Origin of the sequence: Acidaminobacter sp. JC074 (assembly GCF_022496765.1) — a bacterium.
Taxonomy (GTDB): domain Bacteria; phylum Bacillota; class Clostridia; order Peptostreptococcales; family Acidaminobacteraceae; genus JABXKX01.
This window is the reverse complement of the sequence record NZ_VANV01000004.1, coordinates 241,895-260,296: the sequence shown is the minus strand read 5'-3', so window position 1 is coordinate 260,296 and position 18,402 is coordinate 241,895. Positions and strand designations below refer to the sequence as shown.

The following is an 18,402-nucleotide window of genomic DNA, read 5'->3' as shown; positions in this document are numbered from 1 at the left end:
TTTTAATAGACAAAAAAGATACTCATCAATATTTTGAGTATCTTTCCATCATTTATAAATCATTTGCTTGTATATCTTTATCCTTAAACCTTAGAATTTCAATGTTTTCAAGTATGTCCTGACCATCTCTGTTACTATTGTCATTTATACTTAAAATATTACCATCTTTGGTAATAGTATATTCTTGAGAAGAGCCAGAAAACTGTACTACATCATTACCAGCTTTACCATCAATGTGGTTATTGCCACTGTTTCCAAGAAGGATATTGTCGTTGTCATTCGCAGAAATATTAGAGTTGTTTTTTCCTGTTAGACTCAATAGATCTAAGTACTGAGATTTAAATGTATACTTGTCTTTATCATCGAGGTGCATTTTAAAGGTACCTTCAAAACTTGGATCGACTCTCATCATGACATTCATTTGCTTAGGTAAGAAGGATTCTACAATCTCTAGTCCCATTGGATCTAGAGTTTTCAATCCTTCTCTGGTCTTGCCTAGGTATTCCCCAAACAAAGCAGTTGTGTCTGATGCTTCCCATAGACCATAGTAGGTATCAATCACACATATGATGTATTCTGCTTCTAGAGAACCTGGTTCGTTAGCCCACTCCTCTAAACTTTCTTTAGCATTCACACCCCAGATGCCTTTTTTACCCCAGTCCTTCTTATCTTTAGGTAAAGCATTGTTTTTACCATCATTAATCATATTTGCAAGCTTCTTAGAACCACGCTCATTGTTAACAGTACCAACACCGGAATCATGGACAAAGTGGAAGATTTCTTCAAATGTCGAATCACGATGCTCATAATCGTTTTCTATATACCACTTAGAACCCACATTAGCAGTTTCTAATTGATATTGTGGCTGCCCTATGACTGCCTTTTGATTTGTACCATCATCCTTGCCATTTGGCATGACCAAGTAATTACCACTTCCACCAATAAGATTAGGTATCTTTTCACCATAAACCTGAGTCAGGTTCCTTAAGTATAGTTCCATCACTGCATGTGCATAAAGTAACTGCTCATCAGAAATTTTATCTTGGGCTAGAATCTTAATGCTTTTACCACTAGGTGCTAGGTATTCAATGTATTTGGTGTAATACTTTTCTGCTTTACCACCCAAGCCTTTTGTAGATTTAATATCCTTTGTAGACTTATACTCTACGTAATTAACGTTTTCTATTTTCTCTTCTACTTGAGTGGTCTCACTAGTCTGAGCCACCTCTTTAACCTGATTATTTTGACATGAGATCAGCAAGACTTGTGAAAAGATGAGAGTTAATATCAAAATACTATTTATTATTTTCTTCATTGTATGCCTCCTTAACATATATCCATCATAAAAGGCATGTGTATCCTTCATGTATCCATAAGTAACAAATGTTTATAAGCTATCAAGAAGCCACTGATTAACTTGTAGTTCAAAATCAAAATACTAGTTAGTAAAAATAGCTGCCAAATGGCAGCTATTTCATTACTTATTCATAAACAGATACATAACTACTGCTGCTTCACCTCTTGTTGCATTACCTTGTGGTTTAAATGAATTGTCTTCATAACCTGAGATAATTTCAAGTGCTCTAACAGCGTATACCGCATCCTTGTATTCTATACTTTCATCATCAATAAATGTATTCGTAGATGCTTGAGGATTTTCATTAAACTTAATTTTGTATGCTCTGTAGATCATAGCAGCCATTTCTTCTCTGGTAATAGCTTCTTCTGGTCTGAAGGCCATATCAGCTGTACCAGCTGATAATACATTTAACCCTGCTTTACCTACTACATCATAGTACCACTTGTCTTCTTCTACATCTTTAAAGTTTCTTGTCACTTCATCAGTTAGATTTAGGTGGTTTACAAGCATACTTACAAACTCAGCTCTAGTAAGGGTACCGTTTGGATCATATGATGCATCACTTTTACCAGCTACAACACCTCTTGCAGCTAATGATGTGATGAATTTCTTACCCCAGTACTTATCTACATCTGTAAACGATGGCTCATAAGTCATTAATGAGTAAATAGAGAAGTGAGGTGCAGTAAAGATTACTTGACCATTTACAATCTTATAATCAAGTTTTTCCCACTGGCCATTTTCAAATACACCAACCATCAATGAATCTAAATCAGCTTGTACATCATCAAGTGGGAATGACAGTTCAATCAAACCTTTAACATCCTTATCACCTTCAGATACATGTAAATCCATCGTCTTAAGTTCAGTAGCCTTACCTGACTTAGTCTCCTTATTTAAAGATTTCTTATCAGCTTCTTCAACTGGCTTAGATTCAATCTTTAAGCCTGTAGAAGCTGTCTTTAATAGAGCTTCAGGAATAAGGAAACTTACCCCCTTTGCAGCAACTTTAAGGTCTACTGACTCCTCACTTAATAGTGATGTTACCTCAGTATCTAAAGTCAGTACTACAGCTTCCTCTTCTTCTGTTTCAATGTTTAAGTTAACTGTTTCTTTAACAACAACATCTGCCATGTCATTCTTCTTTAATGTCTTTTCTAAATCTTCTTTTGTCTCTTTTACTTTTAAGATAGCAGAAGCCAGTTGACTCTTAGATGCCTTAAAACCTTCTTCTGTTTTTGTAGGCTTCACTTCTGAAGATTTTTCCATCACCTTTTCAATCATCATAGAAACATCTTCTTTAACTTCAGACTTATCTTCTAAACTAGACAATGTACCTTCAATGACTTCTGTTACCATTTCTTTGGCTTCTTCATAAGAAGTTTCAGGATTATCAATGGCCTTTTCCACCATGTCAGAAAGATCTTTTACAATCTCTTTAGCATCTTCACTGTCCATATCTTTAACAACTTCTTTTAATGAATCATTAATAGCCTTTACAGTTTTGTCAGCATCTTTCGCTGATTCTAGGTCTTTATCTAACTCATCTAGTTGATCTTTAAGTTCTTCTCTATAAGCTTCTTTTTCTTCATCAGTAGCATCTTTCTTAGGCTTTTCAATTTCTACTTCAACCTTATCTTCTTCTTTATCTTTATTGCCAGTGTTAGAACCGCCAGGATTTGAAGAATTACCAGAACCCGAATCAGAATCATCTTTGTCATCATCTTCATCATCATTGTCCTTTGGTGGTTCAGGTGGTTCGGGTGTTTCAGTAACTATTGAATCATATGCTGGTGTTTCATCTTCTGTTATTTTAGGTAAATCCTCTGTTGGTGGCACTGTAACATCATCTTCTGCATAAACTGCTACACTTGTAAAGAGTAGAAGACCTGTTAATAGTAAACTTATTATTCTTTTTAAACTCATGACTACTCCTATTCTAATGACACTGTACCGGCATTGACTTCACTACCTGAGTAAGTTTTTGTAAATACATATGCCTTTTCATCTACAACAACCACAAACTCATATGTACCTTCCTCTAAATCACATACAGAGAACTCACCAAATGCATTTGTCATTACTGTTGTTACAGGATTCTTATCTTTATAAATAAATACCTTCTGAAGATCTAATACTTTACCATTTAAATTGATGATACCCTTAACAGATGCTTGATTTCTTAAAAGAATTTCTACATCATTGGTACCTTTTATCACATCTAATTTTTCTGACTTGTAATAGCCTTTTGTGTTGTCAACTTGTACTTGATAAGTCACACCATCTTCTAAGTTACCAAACTTAAAAGTTCCTTCAGTACTGATTTGTGAAGTAGCAATTACAAGGCCATCTTTATAGAGCTTGACCCAACCTTTTTCAAGAACATTACCGTCTGGTAGCTTGACTGTTCCTGTTAGATCTGAAGTGCCTAAGGCTAAATCTTGTGTCAGTGGATTACCTGCATAATCAAACTCAACCATTTCGCTTGATGTATCACTTGCTGAAGCATTAGGTACAGCTTGAATATAGTACTTACCAGATAATAAACCGCCTAAACTAAAACTTGTATCCTCCGCTTTTACCACAGTCACAAACTGTTTGTTATCATCGTAGACAATCACATCGATACTCATTGCATCATCTTTTTGAATAGATCCTGTCACTTGAGCCTGTGTCAATCTTAAATCTAAAGCGTTCTCATTATTAACGCTATCATTTGTAATTGTAAATGTACTCATCGGTGAATCAAAATCGCCACCTTCTCCTAAGGCCTTCACTTTATAAGCACCATCAGCTAAAGCTGCTAATACATAGTTACCAGAGTCGTCTGTACTTGCAGAGTAGACCATGTCACCTGAAGCATCATAAACGAGTACCCACCCTTTAACAAGTGGTTGACCATTTGCTAAAGTTACATTTCCTCTAGCAATCTTTCTTATTAATGGTACATCAAAGTTTGATTGTCCTGAGTCATCTACAACAAATGCAACTCTTTCTGAAGATGCATAATCTGCAGCTAACTCTGCATAAGGTGTCACAAAGGCTTGTGCATAATATCTGCCTGTATCTAAATCTGATACACCAAATAATCCATCTTCTCTAACTCTACCATTAGTAACATATTCACCGAATTCGTTGTATATATTTACATATGTTCTTCTAAACTTGTTTTCATATTTTGCTTGATGTTCTGCTAGAACAACCATCTTACCATAAACCTTGTTCTTAGGAAGTTCAATTTCCATAAAGTCAGCATGAGGTAAGGTAATATCTACAACTGTACCTGCATATTGAAGGCTTGTTTCTGGTTCACCGATAATAAGCTTGTAGTCACCATCTTCAACCTTAATACCACCCATAACAAATACACCTGACTTGTTGACTGGTGTACCTGGTACTGTAGATGAATAAGTTGAAGCTCTAACAACTACCTCATCACCCTTCATTAGGGTTACATTTATGTGGTCTGTTGTTGCCACACCACCTAATAGAACTTGACCCTTTAAGAAGGCTTCTGTCATTTTTATGTCTAATGTGATTAAACCATTTTGGTCTACAGTATAGTTTACTGTCTCACCAAACTCATCAATACCTTGATAATCACCTGGTGTATCATGATAAATTAGCTCAACCCATGGTGCTGCGGTTAAAAATAAATCATCAAAATCACCTGGATCAGGATGAATATCTATTCTATACTTCTTACCATCAACCAAATCACTTGTCTTATAAGACCCTGTGTTAATGACATAGTTGGCAATCTCAACACGTGAGTTTTCAGTAATTTCCTCTATTTTTACATGAACATCACGGCCTTGACCATTTGGAATTGGATTGCCATCAGGCTTTAACATGTTTCCTTGTAGCTTTGTCTCACCCTCTACATATTCAACGGTCTCATCTTCCGCAGTTGAAATATCAACTGTCATGTTAATCTTTTCTGGCTTGTTATATTGGAAGTACTTCAGTTCAAACGTGTTACTAAAGTCTTCACCAAATGATGCAAAAGCAGCTACATTGCCTACAGCACTGATAGAACTCGCTTCAGCGCCTATAATGTTGGCATTTTGACCCTGATATGCACTTTCTACTCCAAATACCAGTTGATTCCAACCTGAACCATCTTCGTTAACTACAGTCGCTGTATACTCAGGTTCTTGGAAATCAGCTGAGCCCATATCAAATATCAACTCTGAGTTACCCATAATATTTGTAAAATCTTTATACTCTGCATTGGCATAAACTTTGTCATTTACTTTTTCACCTGGCCATAATAAAACAAAAGCATATTCAACATCTAAAAGACCATTCATTACAGGAATCGGTAAGATACCATTGTAAGCGTGAGCATTGGTGTTACTTCCAGATTGACCTTTATCTCCTTTGTAGCCAACAAGATAATTGACATTACCTTCATATAAACCATCAGGAGAGGATACTTGAAGTTCACCTAGCTTACCCTTGTAAACAACAATATGTAATCCCACTGGCACATGATTATCATCAAAAAATACATTACCACCAAATTGATCTGCGTAACCGCCTGAAACAGGGTATACCGTCAACTCTTTTGTATCTTTATTATAGCTCGGTTCACTGGCATGACCATCATTGAATCTGATGTCTATGACAGCATCACCAATATCTAATATATCTCCATTCTCATCTCTAAACTCAAGCTCAAGTTTCGATGTTGCATTTGATCCTTCTGGAACCGAAATGTATAAACTTCTCTTTCTATCACTAGTATAAAACTTCGAACCTGGCGTAGGTTGATCGTTAGTTGTTATGATAGGTGTAATTGATGCAACTTTTTCGTGAAGCTGTTTTTCTGTAGGTGTATTATCTCCACCATTGTTTTGGTCACCATTGTCTTGATTTCCATCGTCAGCACCGTCTAAAGTCCATAATACATCATCAGATCCAATACTTACATCCCCAGTTTTTAGATGATTCATATTACCTGAGGCAAACTGATAAATCGATATATGAACACCTGCAAAGTAGTCAGATCCAAAACTTGCTAAATGCAGTTTGTCATCTGGGTATGTAGAAATTGTTACACCTGATGCATTCAATTTTCCTACAGAAGCTCGTACTGATATATTCGAAACATTATTACCCTGGTCATCTTTTAACGTCACAGTCGTTTCAGGAGTTTGGAAAGAGATTTCACCACATCTGTATCTCACATCATTTTCAACTGTTGGTGACAAAGACGTCACTTGTGTATTGGCAAAGTCACTTCTTTCAGGATAGGCAATGATCGATAAAGTGTCATTGGTAGCAGCACCTTCAGGTAAAAATACAACCATGTTGCCACCGATGGCTTCTGAACTGTAATTGTAGAGGGTATCATCCCCATCTAATAAAGTATAGTTGACTCTACCATCATAATCTTGGCCATCTGCATCTTTTACAGCTACGTGACCTAGTTTATCTCTAAATGAATAAACAACTAGTTGACCAACTCTTGCAACTGAACTATCAGATACCTTTTGAATGTAAACATCCATTCTTTTGTCAGCATAATGACGATCATCAGCTATTGTTTCAGTTGTAAAACTACCGAAAGTCTTATACTCTTCTCCATCTTTGTAAACAGCTTGGTAACCATCCATTTCGATACCTTCAAAAGTTACAGCTAAATCAACTGTCTCTTTCTGAGGCAAATAGATACTGGTATACTTATTGCTATACTCATTTCTAGATCTCTCATTGGCACTATCATTGCCTGAGATAACTACATGAATCTTGTTTATCGATCCCACTAGTGCATTCACATCTGTTTGTTCAACTTCATTTGCATAAACAAACGTTGACATCAGCGTGGTAATCAACAAAATTAGGCTTAATATTTTCTTCAAATCTTCCTCCATTCTCAACCACAAAACCCTTGTTATATTTTTAACCATCGTATATAAAAGTATACTGTAATTGCACACAAAAAACCACAAAAACACACGATTCTAAGGCCTCTTGCATAAAAATATTCAATATTCTGACTTTATACTTACAGTGCTAGAAAAGATTGGTATTTATATTCTCATAACTAAAAAAATATTCTTAAAATTTAGAACATCTTCCTGAAAAATTTATATGATTAAAGCCGGTACAAGACCGGCTTCATTTTAATATCTATTGATGATTTTTTCTCTGTAGTCAATTCTGATGTTGTCTTTCATATGATCAATTAATGACTTGATCATGGCAGAACCTTCTGCTCTTGTTACATGGGCATTTGGTTTAATTGTATTATCTGGAAAACCAGATACCAAGTTAATCTCATCCGCCATGTAAATAAATCTCTTTGACCAATTTGGAATGTCAGCATCATCCGAATACCTTGTTTCAAATGGTAACTGTGGTGCCCTGTTTTCTAGGCCAAGGGCATTTACCATAATGGTAATAACTTCAGCTCTAGAAATCTTATCTTCTGGATTAAAGTAATTGCCATAACCATTCATAATATCATTGTTATAAACAAAGGCTACGTAATTATAAAATTCATAGTCATTTGGTATATCATTAAACATCTGAGTAGCACCAGGCCTTAATGATCTTATGATCTCTGTTTGCGACCTGTCTTCTATAGTTGCTATGGCATTTGAAATCATTTCAGCAAATTCTATTCTAGTAAGAGGCTGGTCTGGACCGTAAAACTCTGATTTATTGTTGATGACTTCTAAGCTGGCTAAGAAAAAGATGTTGTCTTCTCCCCAGTGTCCGCCAGTATCTTTGAAATGGGGTACTACCATTGAGTCACCGTCAATGATCTTATCATTTCTTAAAGTTTCTTCACCTGTATTTCTCTTGGTAGTCGGTAAGTTATTCTCAAAGACAGGCATGTCATAAGTATACTGGAAGACATTTTCTATCTCATCGATTCTTACATAGGAGCCTACAAAAGATATAGATTGCGGTGCCGTCGATTGATATTGGAACTCAGAAAACTTTTGATAAGAAGATCTTAAGTCTACCTGACCGTACCATTCTAGTTTTTCTTCTGAATCTGGGTCTGATGAATCATAATCTGGATTTGGTACTTCACCGTTAAGGGTCATCTTTGACATATACGTCTCTGCATTCCCCCATAGGTGATCATAACCTATCATAGCACCTTCATCGTGATTAGATGTTATTTCAATGGTTACCTTGATGTTATAGTTTTCAGGTGTACCACCTGTATAATATGTTCTTTTTAGATACATATTGCCTGAGAAATAATCTACAGCAGCTGTATTATCATAGATCATTGAACGATTGTATAAAAAAGAATTAAGAACATACTCTGTTCCAGCCACATTAATGGTCTCGTCTAAAGACGTCAGCTCATACTTGTAAGTCGTTTGACCATACTCTTCTTTAGAAGTTTTGGTTACCTGGAAAGTTGCTGTTCTATCTACTTCCACATTCTTATCAGAGTTTAAAAGCTCATAATTATAAGTGATGGTATATTGATCTGTATTTTCAGGTACTGTAGGTACCTGGACTGTTCCTGTCATGACGATAGGTTCACCAGTAATAAACAAAACTTCTTGATAATTAAACTGATTATTGGTTAGGGTCGGATCTCCTACAAGACCCCCCTCAAATGAAACCACCTCTGCCATGGATGGTGTTATTATCATTGCCATAATTATTAATAATATTACTATCTTCTTCATAAGCATCCCTTCTTACGTTACTCACATAAGTTTATCGGCATAATTCTAACTTCACTTTATGTAACATATTCACTGTAACCTTATCTTAATATGAATTCAAGAAGATAGGCTTAATCGTAAAGGTTTATTAATACGTTACAAATAGATGCAAATTGTAAAATCAGTTCAGATATGTTAATATACTTATAAGTATACTACTCGTAAGTATATAAAAGGGAGACTATTATGTTCTTAGCTAGAGAAAAGGAAATGATGCAACTAGAGCGCTTCTATCAATCAAATAAATTTGAAATGATAATTATGTATGGTCGTCGTCGTGTAGGAAAAACCAAATTAATCACAGAATTCATAAAAGATAAAAATGCAATATTTTATGTTGCTGAGGAAAATAATGACCTTCTTAATAAGAATAAATTTACCCGCACAGTTCTTAGTCACTACAAGATGGATCTTAATATTACTTTTGAATACTGGGAAGATATATTTAAATTTATATCAACACAAGCAGGTGAGAATAGACTCATCTTGGTCATTGATGAACTTCCGTATTTAGCAAAAGCCAATACAAGCTTTTTATCTATTCTACAAAATATAATTGATCATCAACTTAGTAATAAAAATATCATGATTATACTCTGTGGATCATCTATTAGTTTTATGGAGAATGAACTCGTTTCCCATAAAAGTCCTATCTATGGTAGAAAGACAGGACAGATGAAGATATATCCCATGAATTATATGAGCTCACAGCTTTTCTTTCCAGAATACTCTGTAGAAGATAAATTTAAAACATTTTCAATACTAGGCGGTATTCCTCATTATATGATTCAATTTGATCCTTCAAAAACCTTTGTAGACAATGTCATAGAAAAATGCTTAAACAATACGACATTGTTTTATGACGAACCAAGAAATCTTTTACATCAAGAGTTAAGAACACCTGTCGTTTACTATGCGATTATTGAAGCAATAGCAAATGGTGCTTCTAAGCTCAACGAAATTGCTACTAAAATTGGAGAAAGTTCATCAAAAACTAGCAAGTACATTCTTTCATTATTAGAGCTAGAAATCATAAAAAAAATTCAACCAATAGGTGCCAGCAACTCAAAAAAAAGCATCTATCATATCGCAGATCCACTTTATGTCTTTATGTTTAAATATGTCTACAACCATAGAAGTTTAATTGAACAGGATTTAGGCCCTGCTGTATGGGAAATGAAAATAAGTGAAAATATTGGTACACTCTACGGGCTAATGTTTGAAAAAGTTTGTACCCAGTATTTAATAAAGAAAAATCAGACTATGGACTTGCCATTTCTCGTTGAAGTATTTGGTTCTTGGTGGGGAAGTAATCCTGTCACCAAAACACAAGAGGAAATTGATATTGTAGGACTTTCTAAAGATTCAGGCATATATTGTGAATGCAAGTTTAAAAACGAAAAAGTCGGAATCAAAGTTTATGAGAAACTCATTGAGAGAAGCCTGCTTATAAATCGTGAGAATAAGTATTACTATATTTTCTCAAAATCAGGTTTCACAAAAGAGCTACTCAAGTTAGAAGAGCAAGTCACGCATTTAAAACTTGTTACCTTAGACAATTTATACGAATAAGGAGTTTCAAATGAAACACGAAAGCATATTTTCAAGTATTATTCTTGAAAGAGGTTACGATTATTATATGAATGACCGTGTGAACATTATAAACTACAACAAATCAAGCCTTGAGGCTAATGTCAGTGGTTATGATCTATATCATGTTTATGTTAAATTTGATGGACAATCCATAAAATACATGAAATGCACATGTCCTTACTATTATGACAATCATTCTTGCAAACACATTGTTGCAGCCTTATATGAATATGAGAATTTACCACAAAGAGACTATGACCTATCTCTTGTAGATAGACTCGATGAAGATGATTTAAGAAAATATTTAAAGATAATACTCGAAAACAATGCAAATTTAAGAGAATCCTTCATGGTTAAGTTTGCATCGACTTTAGATATCGGTCCAATGATTTCATACATAGAAAAAACATTTCATAAGTATGATTATATAGACGATTATACTTATGATGACTTTCTAGAAGAAATCGATCAAGTACAAACTTACATCAAGACACTCTACGATAAAGGACAACATCAAGATATGCTTGAAGTATTTAAATCTTTTGTAAACACCTTAGGTAACATAGACGACCATACAAGCATGTCAACACCCGACAACTTCTATTGTATACTCCAAGTTCTTGAAAAAGAAAGTTCGATCAGATCAGAAATACTTTCATATTGTTATACCGTCTACAAAGAGAGCTTGTTTTATTACTCTTATGAGATAAAAGATTGGTTCATTAATTTTTTAGACGAACCAGTCTACAATGAACTTTTCTTAAAAGAGCTAGAAGATGAACTACAACATGAAATTGCATCAGGGAGATATTATTCTTCTACAATATTTAACAGAGATTCTCTTTATGAGAAATTTGGTAAAAGCTATCAGGAAAGATTAGATGCATTAAGTACTTTTGAAGACAACAGTTTGGTTTACAATCGAATCATTGAAATGCGTTTAGAGGAAGAAGACTACCACGGCCTAGAAGCCTATATAATGAATGCTCCTAAAAATTATTATACTTTTAACTACCTCAAGCAGTATTATCTAGCAATAGATGACAAAGATAAACTTATCCAGCTATACCTTGATAATTTAAACGTGAAAATTAGTATTTCATATTATCAAGAGTTAAAGGCACTTTACAATGATGAACAGTGGCAAGTAGGAAAAACTATAATCATCTCAATGCTTTCTGACTGGAATCAGATTGATTATGTCTATTCTTCTGAAAATATGATTACAGAGTTACTTAATTATGTCTTGGAAAACAAGTCGTTTTCAGCTTTACATAAACATCAAGATCAACTTAAAAGTGACTTTAATGATATTTTATTAGACTTTTACAGGATAGGAGAAAAAAAAGATATTACACAACTTCGCTCTCGAGGACAGTATGCCAACTACTTGTCCAACTTCCATAAGCTTTTTGAGTTAGAAGGTGGTCAAGATTTATTCAGCGAACTATCTTCTTTCTGGAAAAGTAAATATTCAACTAGAAAGGCTTTTATAGATGAACTTAATAAGTTTGAAAGCATGCATATATAAAGATAAGACCATCGCTTCCTGTGATGGTCTTTATTTTGATAATTTAAAATGATCAAATTGTTCTTTTAGTTTCTCTGTTAAGTTGTTAAGGGCATCTGCATGTTTCTTGACTTCTCTCATAGATTAATTTTGTTCAGTCATGGCATCGATGCTTCTTGTCTGCTTGTAGTGGTCTCTTCAGATACAACTAATATATTAGAAGTAGCATCTACAATGATGTCCCTATTAAACTCTATAACAAAAGCATTCTTACCCAAGATTCTCACTAATTTTCTTTTCATGAAATACATTAGAAATATTCTTATAAAGTTTAGGTAGTAGACAAAGTGTTATGATACCACCAATGACTTCTGATATGGGTTGAGCACTTACTGCTAGGTTAAAACCAAAGTTTTTGAGGATGAGCAAAAGAGGCATAAAAAGGATTAACTGTTGAAGTGTAAAGATTATGGTTGAGGTATTCTCCATTTCAACTAATGTCATCACATATAAAAACACATTTGTTGTAAATATAAATGTTGCTGTATAGCCATAAACCAAGGCTGGTATTCTTGCACTTGCCATAACACTTGTTGAGTCTGTAAATATTGCCACAAGCCCATTTGAGTTCAGTATCATAGGTAAATTCAGTATCAAGGCTGATAAAGAAACCAAAACCAAAGACTGCTTCAAGAGGTTTTTAAATCTACTATAATCTCTAGCACCCACACAATAGGACATTAAAACGACTGCTGCTGATAATATACCACTTGCAACAGAGCCTGTTGCAGAGAAGATATAAGCTGTGATGGCCTGGACCGATAAAGCATCTGGTCCAAAGGATGATATCACTTTGGATTCAAAAGCTAATGTAATAGAAAGTAATATCATGGTCATAAAACTTGGCATACCAAGTGGTACAACTTTTTTAATAAAGGACCATTCTAAATGAACATAAGAAAAGTCTATCTTCAAAGCCACCTTGTCTGATTGAATATACTTAACCATAAAAAAGATTTGTAGAATCATTGATACAAGCGTCGCAATGGCGATACTCATCACACTTAAATTTAATATCCCAATAAAGACAAAGTTCATAATCACATTGGCAAGAAGTTGGAAAACTGCTAAGTAAAGAGAAATTTTTGAATGACCTTCTGTGTATAACATTTCATTCAGCAAAGTACTTATTAACATAATTGGCATACCTAAGCTGATGATCTCCATGTATATTTGTGAAAATTCCCTGGTAGCCTGACTTATTTCAAACATAGACAATATATGCGGTATCATAACATAGGAGAATATACCTACGATACATCCCGTTATAAATGTTAAAACCACTGTATTCATAAAAGTTTGATTGGCCTTTTTTACATCTTTTGCACCTAGGCTTTTACCAATAAGTATCATGGCACCAGCTGAAAATATGGTGCCTATTGAAATGAGTAACAACATAAAGGGGAAAATGATAGACATGGAAGCCACAGCCTGGCTTCCGAAGTATTGTCCCATAAAAACAGCATCAATAACTGAATTCAGTTCATCTATTAAAGCCCTTAATACAGATGGCATGCCTAATGTGAAAAGGGCTTTTAAAGGTGTCATCTTTAATAATTTCTCAAAAGTTTTCATCTTAAATCTTTCTATATAAATCTGCTTGTCTTATCAGTTCTTCTACCTTGTCTATTTGTTCCCAAGGTAAGCTAACATCGCTTCTACCAAAGTGACCATAAGCAGCTGTTTGCCTGTAAATCGGTCTTCTTAAATCCAGTGTTCTAATGATACCGCCTGGAGATAAATCAAAGACGCTCTTAATCAGTGAAACAATTAAATCATCCTCTAGTTTACCTGTTCCAAATGTGTTGACATAAATTGAAATAGGCGTTTTGACACCAATGGCATAAGATACTTCAATTTCTAACTTTTCTGCAAGTCCTGCAGCAACTACATTTTTAGCTATATACCTTGCCATGTAAGCACCAGATCTGTCTACTTTCGTTGGGTCCTTTCCTGAAAAAGCCCCACCGCCATGTGAGGCATAGCCTCCATAAGTATCAACAATGATCTTTCTACCAGTTAAGCCAGCATCACCAACTGGACCACCAATAACAAATCTGCCAGTTGGATTGATCAAAATCTTGGTATTTAAATCAATCAATTCATTTGGTATAACAGGTTTAATAACGGTAAATATCAAATCTTTGTCAATCATGTCATGTTCTATACCATCATCGTGTTGGGTAGAAATAACAATGGTATCGATTCTACTTGCCTTACCGTCCTCATACTCAACAGTTACCTGGGTCTTGCCATCTGGTCTTAAATATTCAAGTGTACCATCTTTTCTTACTTCTGATAATCTCTTGGCTAGCCTATGAGATAAGGCAATTGGTAAAGGCATCATTTCTTCTGTTTCCTTACAGGCATAACCAATCATCATCCCCTGGTCACCTGCACCAATATCTTTGATGTCTTCTTTTGACCTTGTTTCTAATGCTTGGTCTACCCCCATAGCTATGTCAGGTGATTGTTCGTCAAGAGCGACAAGTACGGCACATGATTTATAATCAAAACCAAAGTCAGGATCATCGTAACCGATTTCTCTAATGGTTTGTCTAACGATGGCTTTAATGTCCACATAACAATTGGTCGTGATTTCTCCCATGACCAAAACCATACCAGTTGTAACAGCGGTTTCACAAGCGACTCTCGCTTGAGGGTCTTGATTTAAAATGGCATCTAAAATGGCATCTGAAATTTGGTCACATATCTTATCTGGGTGCCCCTCAGTTACTGACTCTGATGTAAATAATCTTCTCATAAAATTCTCCTTAAGTTCTTTGTTAACATAAGATTACATCTTAGAGTGACTATAAGGTCAAGACTCAAAAAAGAAAAAAAACAGATTTTCATCTGGCATGGTTCATATATTGTAAAATGACATCGTGAAAGCCTTCAAATGAAGCTTCTTTAGTCTCATGTAGTGGGCCTGTTGTAAAAGTCTTGTTTTCCATATTCTTTTGAATTTGTTCACACACATACATGTCTTCAATCATAAAATCATATGACTTCAATGGCTCATTAAAGTCACTCACTTCAATAGGCTTTTTCTCTTTCTTTTTAAACCAAGATTTATTCTTATAAGATGGCATGACTTTAGACCTAAAAATCAAAAGTGTTTTATTAACCTCTAATGGCAGGATCTGAAGCACTGTCCAAGTAGATTCCGATTCCGTGATACCTAGATTAGGAAAAAGTAGATGAACATAAGCTCCTAGTTTTTCTTTAGGAATATGGTCTATAGCTTCATAACCGTACTTGCCAATATTGTTTTCATAATCCTTTGTAAGTGGTTCATAGAAAGCCCAGTGGTCTCCAGCATATCTCGATACTTGCTTGCTGTGGTCATACATGTAAAGGGTCTCTGAATGCAAGTAAGGCAGGTGGTAACCATCCATATAATTTTCACAGAATAACTTCCAATTGCAGTGAGCAAGATAGACGTTATTTTCATCATGGTATTCTTCTAATAATTCTGGTTTATGAGGACCCATAAAGTTTTCAAGTTCTGATACATGTTCATAAAAATCTGGTGCATCTTCTTTTGGATGGGCAAAAACAAGTGTTTTCCATCTTACTACCGAGCCTCTTACTAGGTGTATATCTTCTTTATTAAATTCGTGCAACTCTCTTGATTCAGGTGCTGCGATTAACTGACCCTTTAAATCATATGCCCACCTATGATAAGGACAAATAATCTTATTACCCTGAACCTCTTTTAAACGGTTGCCTCTATGACAGCATGCTGTATGAAGGGCCGAAAGTTTTTTATCTTCTCCTAAAACAACCATCAGATGAAGATCGCCGAAGTTTACACATTTATGGTCACCAGTTTCTTTAAAATCCTCTATAAATCCTACAAACTGCCATGTGTTTGAAAAAATCTTTTCTTGTTCGTTTTTAAACCACGATTCACTTGTGTAGGCCTCTAATGGTAACTTATACATCATTCATCCTCCTTGTCTACTAAAAACTGTTCTAAAGCATAAGGTTTATAATAGTCAGCAAACACCTCTTTCTGTGATTTGCCTATTTGAGTATTAAATAAGATCAAACTTTCTAACATAGAGATCACATCTTCATTCTCGCTATCATAGGCCTGATATAAGTCCTCTAATCATTTCACATCTGCTTCTTTGAAAGCAGAGAATGTTAACTTATATGTCTCAATGGGTAGAAAACTCTTTTTTATATCTTTGTCGAACCAAAAGTCTTTCATCCTTTCATGCATCTCTTTAATAGCATCTTGATCACCTTTTAATTTGGCTTTCATAAAGTCATCATACATATTTGTATATACCTCATCAGTCATCATAAATAACCTTGAGTTTAAAAAAGTCTCATAATCATAATCAACCTCAGTAACTGTAGGTGCTTTAATTTTCTTAATGATCTTATCTTCAAGCTCAAGAACAATCAACTGATTGTTTTTTATCTCATCTCTATAAGTGCTATAGAGATTATTGAGGCTTTCATAATATTTTTCATAAAATAAGCCAACAGATTTAAATAAGGTATTCTTGTCAATCGGTCTATCTAAGAAGATTTTTTCCTTCAGTTTCTTTAAGTTTTCAGCATCCTCGTATAATAGAAACTGATCATCGATTTCTATATCAACAAGCTTTGATAAATAATCTTCTGAATACCAGTACTTATCTAGAACTTGTTCAATTTCATCCAGTTTACCTTTTACTTGATCCTTCTTTCCTACGTTAAACAAATCTACAATTTCTTCGAAAGTGACTTCAAGAGCCTCTTTGTCTTCAATACCTAAACTGAATGGCAAGGCTTTAAGATAAGCCTCATAGTCAATAGATTTTCTAATCTCTTCGATGATTACTTGCTCTTTTTCTTGATTCTCACCACTGTTATAATCCGGTACAAAAAAAGTAATGGTTTGTATAACTATTGCAATCACAACAGCCAATAGAAATGGTTTTAATTTTTCTAACATAATGCCTCCTCTTTACTAATTAAGAGTATAGACCTTAGAGCAACTGTAATGTCAAATATAGAAAACTTGAATATTGAGACTTGAGCTTAAAGCGACTCTAACCTGTATGATAAAGAAAGAAAGGTTGTGATTATATGAACATAGGTGAAACAAAGATTTTGGCTATACTTGGGCTTTTGATGGTTATTACTGCTACTATATTTGATATGCCTATTTTATTTGGTATACTTTATTTAACATGGGCCATACAAGATTTACAGTCCGGCTATGCCTTCATACTTGAAGATGTTTCAAGAGATGCTAACCCTATACTCTACTATATAACCTGTTCCATATGGTTATTGGGTGGGCTTTATGTACTAGCTGAACCTTTAATCATCAAGTTGATGTACTTGTTCTATTATTTATAAAGGAAGAATAAAATGAGAGATTTATTAACAATCGGAGAACTGGCAAGATTTTTAGATACATCTACATTTAACATCAGATATTATGAGAAAGAGGGCCTTATCGAGCCTGCTGAAATCAATGAAAAAGGCTATCGCTTGTACGACTCTGACCAACTCATAAAATACAATATTCTGATGCTACTAAGAGACAGTAAAATCCCAATTAAAGAACTGAAGCAACTACTAGATGATTTCAATGTTAAAACATATGAGTCTGCCTTAAATCAGTCAGAAGATCTTTTAAAAGCAGAAATCGAAAAACTGATAAAAATTCAGAAGGAAATCCAAATGAGAAAGAATACTCTAAAAAGTATCACAGATAAGGATCATGTTTTCGAAATTAGAAAGATCAATACAAGACATGTTTATCATATCAGTGAAGATTCATATGAAGCGAAACTCTCTATAAAAGAGCTTTATGATCTCTTTTCAAGTAAAGGTGTGGATATGACCAATATCTATAAAAAAGAAGACTATTACATTTTTACAGACAGCAGTAAAATACATGGCTTTATTGATAAGCCAGACCGATACAAGATGCCTTATACTTCTTTTCCAAAAGCGCCATATTTATGTTATCGTTTTAAAATTTCTAAAGACGAAGAATATGACGTAAGATATGAGGAAATGATGACATATATGTATGATAATAATATTCATGGTGCAGACAAGCTTTTATTAAAGATTGACCCAACTTCTATCATTACTGATGCATCATACATTGCAGAGTATCAAATACAAATTCTCGAATAACTAGACAAAGGATC

At 34.4% G+C, this 18,402-nt stretch carries 12 protein-coding genes; 4 read left to right on the top strand and 8 right to left on the bottom strand.

Features of this window, described 5'->3' with window-relative positions; genetic code table 11:
• Positions 1-52: 52 nt before the first annotated feature.
• From EZV73_RS05985 to EZV73_RS05970, 4 genes are all read right to left on the bottom strand, one after another.
• Positions 53-1,315 (bottom strand): hypothetical protein, encoded by a 1,263-nt coding sequence (locus tag EZV73_RS05985; protein WP_240839271.1) that lies wholly within the window; start codon positions 1,313-1,315, stop codon positions 53-55.
• Between the two features lie 162 nt (positions 1,316-1,477).
• The gene (locus EZV73_RS05980; RefSeq protein ID WP_240839269.1) at positions 1,478-3,286 is read right to left on the bottom strand and encodes an S-layer homology domain-containing protein; all 1,809 of its coding nucleotides are present in this window, start codon (positions 3,284-3,286) and stop codon (positions 1,478-1,480) included.
• Positions 3,287-3,294: 8 nt separating this feature from the next.
• The gene (locus tag EZV73_RS05975) at positions 3,295-7,227 is read right to left on the bottom strand and encodes a carboxypeptidase-like regulatory domain-containing protein (RefSeq protein WP_240839267.1); all 3,933 of its coding nucleotides are present in this window, start codon (positions 7,225-7,227) and stop codon (positions 3,295-3,297) included.
• A 264-nt stretch (positions 7,228-7,491) separates the two neighbouring features.
• Positions 7,492-9,027, bottom strand: a complete 1,536-nt coding sequence (locus tag EZV73_RS05970; RefSeq protein ID WP_240839265.1) for an S-layer homology domain-containing protein — start codon at positions 9,025-9,027, stop codon at positions 7,492-7,494.
• A gap of 225 nt (positions 9,028-9,252) precedes the next feature.
• On the opposite strand from EZV73_RS05970, the gene EZV73_RS05965 reads away from it, so the two are divergent.
• Together EZV73_RS05965 and EZV73_RS05960 are read left to right on the top strand one after the other, a co-directional pair.
• Positions 9,253-10,638, top strand: coding sequence for an ATP-binding protein (locus EZV73_RS05965; protein ID WP_240839263.1), 1,386 nt, complete (start codon positions 9,253-9,255; stop codon positions 10,636-10,638).
• A 10-nt stretch (positions 10,639-10,648) separates the two neighbouring features.
• Positions 10,649-12,190, top strand: a complete 1,542-nt coding sequence (locus tag EZV73_RS05960; RefSeq protein ID WP_240839261.1) for an SWIM zinc finger domain-containing protein — start codon at positions 10,649-10,651, stop codon at positions 12,188-12,190.
• Positions 12,191-12,439: 249 nt separating this feature from the next.
• On the opposite strand, the gene EZV73_RS05955 is transcribed toward EZV73_RS05960, so the two are convergent.
• The 4 genes from EZV73_RS05955 to EZV73_RS05940 all read right to left on the bottom strand — a co-directional run bounded on the left by EZV73_RS05955 (position 12,440) and on the right by EZV73_RS05940 (position 17,186).
• Positions 12,440-13,804, bottom strand: a complete 1,365-nt coding sequence (locus EZV73_RS05955; protein ID WP_240839259.1) for an MATE family efflux transporter — start codon at positions 13,802-13,804, stop codon at positions 12,440-12,442.
• A 1-nt stretch (position 13,805) separates the two neighbouring features.
• Positions 13,806-14,993, bottom strand: coding sequence for a methionine adenosyltransferase (gene metK / locus EZV73_RS05950; RefSeq protein ID WP_240839257.1), 1,188 nt, complete (start codon positions 14,991-14,993; stop codon positions 13,806-13,808).
• 88 nt (positions 14,994-15,081) lie between these two features.
• Positions 15,082-16,182: an aromatic ring-hydroxylating dioxygenase subunit alpha gene (locus EZV73_RS05945; protein WP_240839256.1), complete on the bottom strand. Its 1,101-nt coding sequence runs from the start codon at positions 16,180-16,182 to the stop codon at positions 15,082-15,084.
• Between the two features lie 167 nt (positions 16,183-16,349).
• Positions 16,350-17,186, bottom strand: coding sequence for a hypothetical protein (locus tag EZV73_RS05940; protein ID WP_240839253.1), 837 nt, complete (start codon positions 17,184-17,186; stop codon positions 16,350-16,352).
• A gap of 134 nt (positions 17,187-17,320) precedes the next feature.
• On the opposite strand from EZV73_RS05940, the gene EZV73_RS05935 reads away from it, so the two are divergent.
• Complete coding sequence (locus tag EZV73_RS05935; RefSeq protein WP_240839251.1) at positions 17,321-17,596, top strand: hypothetical protein; 276 nt, start codon at positions 17,321-17,323, stop codon at positions 17,594-17,596.
• Positions 17,597-17,608: 12 nt separating this feature from the next.
• Positions 17,609-18,388, top strand: coding sequence for a MerR family transcriptional regulator (locus EZV73_RS05930; protein WP_240839249.1), 780 nt, complete (start codon positions 17,609-17,611; stop codon positions 18,386-18,388).
• Positions 18,389-18,402 lie beyond the last annotated feature (14 nt).

What these genes read in the sequence shown, in the direction of transcription:
- EZV73_RS05985 (WP_240839271.1), bottom strand. Translation starts at nt 1,315, where the DNA reads ATGAAGAAAATAATAAATAGTATTTTGATATTAACTCTCATCTTTTCA.
- EZV73_RS05980 (WP_240839269.1), bottom strand. Translation starts at nt 3,286, where the DNA reads ATGAGTTTAAAAAGAATAATAAGTTTACTATTAACAGGTCTTCTACTC.
- EZV73_RS05970 (WP_240839265.1), bottom strand. Translation starts at nt 9,027, where the DNA reads ATGAAGAAGATAGTAATATTATTAATAATTATGGCAATGATAATAACA.
- EZV73_RS05965 (WP_240839263.1), top strand. Translation starts at nt 9,253, where the DNA reads ATGTTCTTAGCTAGAGAAAAGGAAATGATGCAACTAGAGCGCTTCTAT.
- EZV73_RS05960 (WP_240839261.1), top strand. Translation starts at nt 10,649, where the DNA reads ATGAAACACGAAAGCATATTTTCAAGTATTATTCTTGAAAGAGGTTAC.
- EZV73_RS05955 (WP_240839259.1), bottom strand. Translation starts at nt 13,804, where the DNA reads ATGAAAACTTTTGAGAAATTATTAAAGATGACACCTTTAAAAGCCCTT.
- metK (WP_240839257.1), bottom strand. Translation starts at nt 14,993, where the DNA reads ATGAGAAGATTATTTACATCAGAGTCAGTAACTGAGGGGCACCCAGAT.
- EZV73_RS05945 (WP_240839256.1), bottom strand. Translation starts at nt 16,182, where the DNA reads ATGATGTATAAGTTACCATTAGAGGCCTACACAAGTGAATCGTGGTTT.
- EZV73_RS05940 (WP_240839253.1), bottom strand. Translation starts at nt 17,186, where the DNA reads ATGTTAGAAAAATTAAAACCATTTCTATTGGCTGTTGTGATTGCAATA.
- EZV73_RS05935 (WP_240839251.1), top strand. Translation starts at nt 17,321, where the DNA reads ATGAACATAGGTGAAACAAAGATTTTGGCTATACTTGGGCTTTTGATG.
- EZV73_RS05930 (WP_240839249.1), top strand. Translation starts at nt 17,609, where the DNA reads ATGAGAGATTTATTAACAATCGGAGAACTGGCAAGATTTTTAGATACA.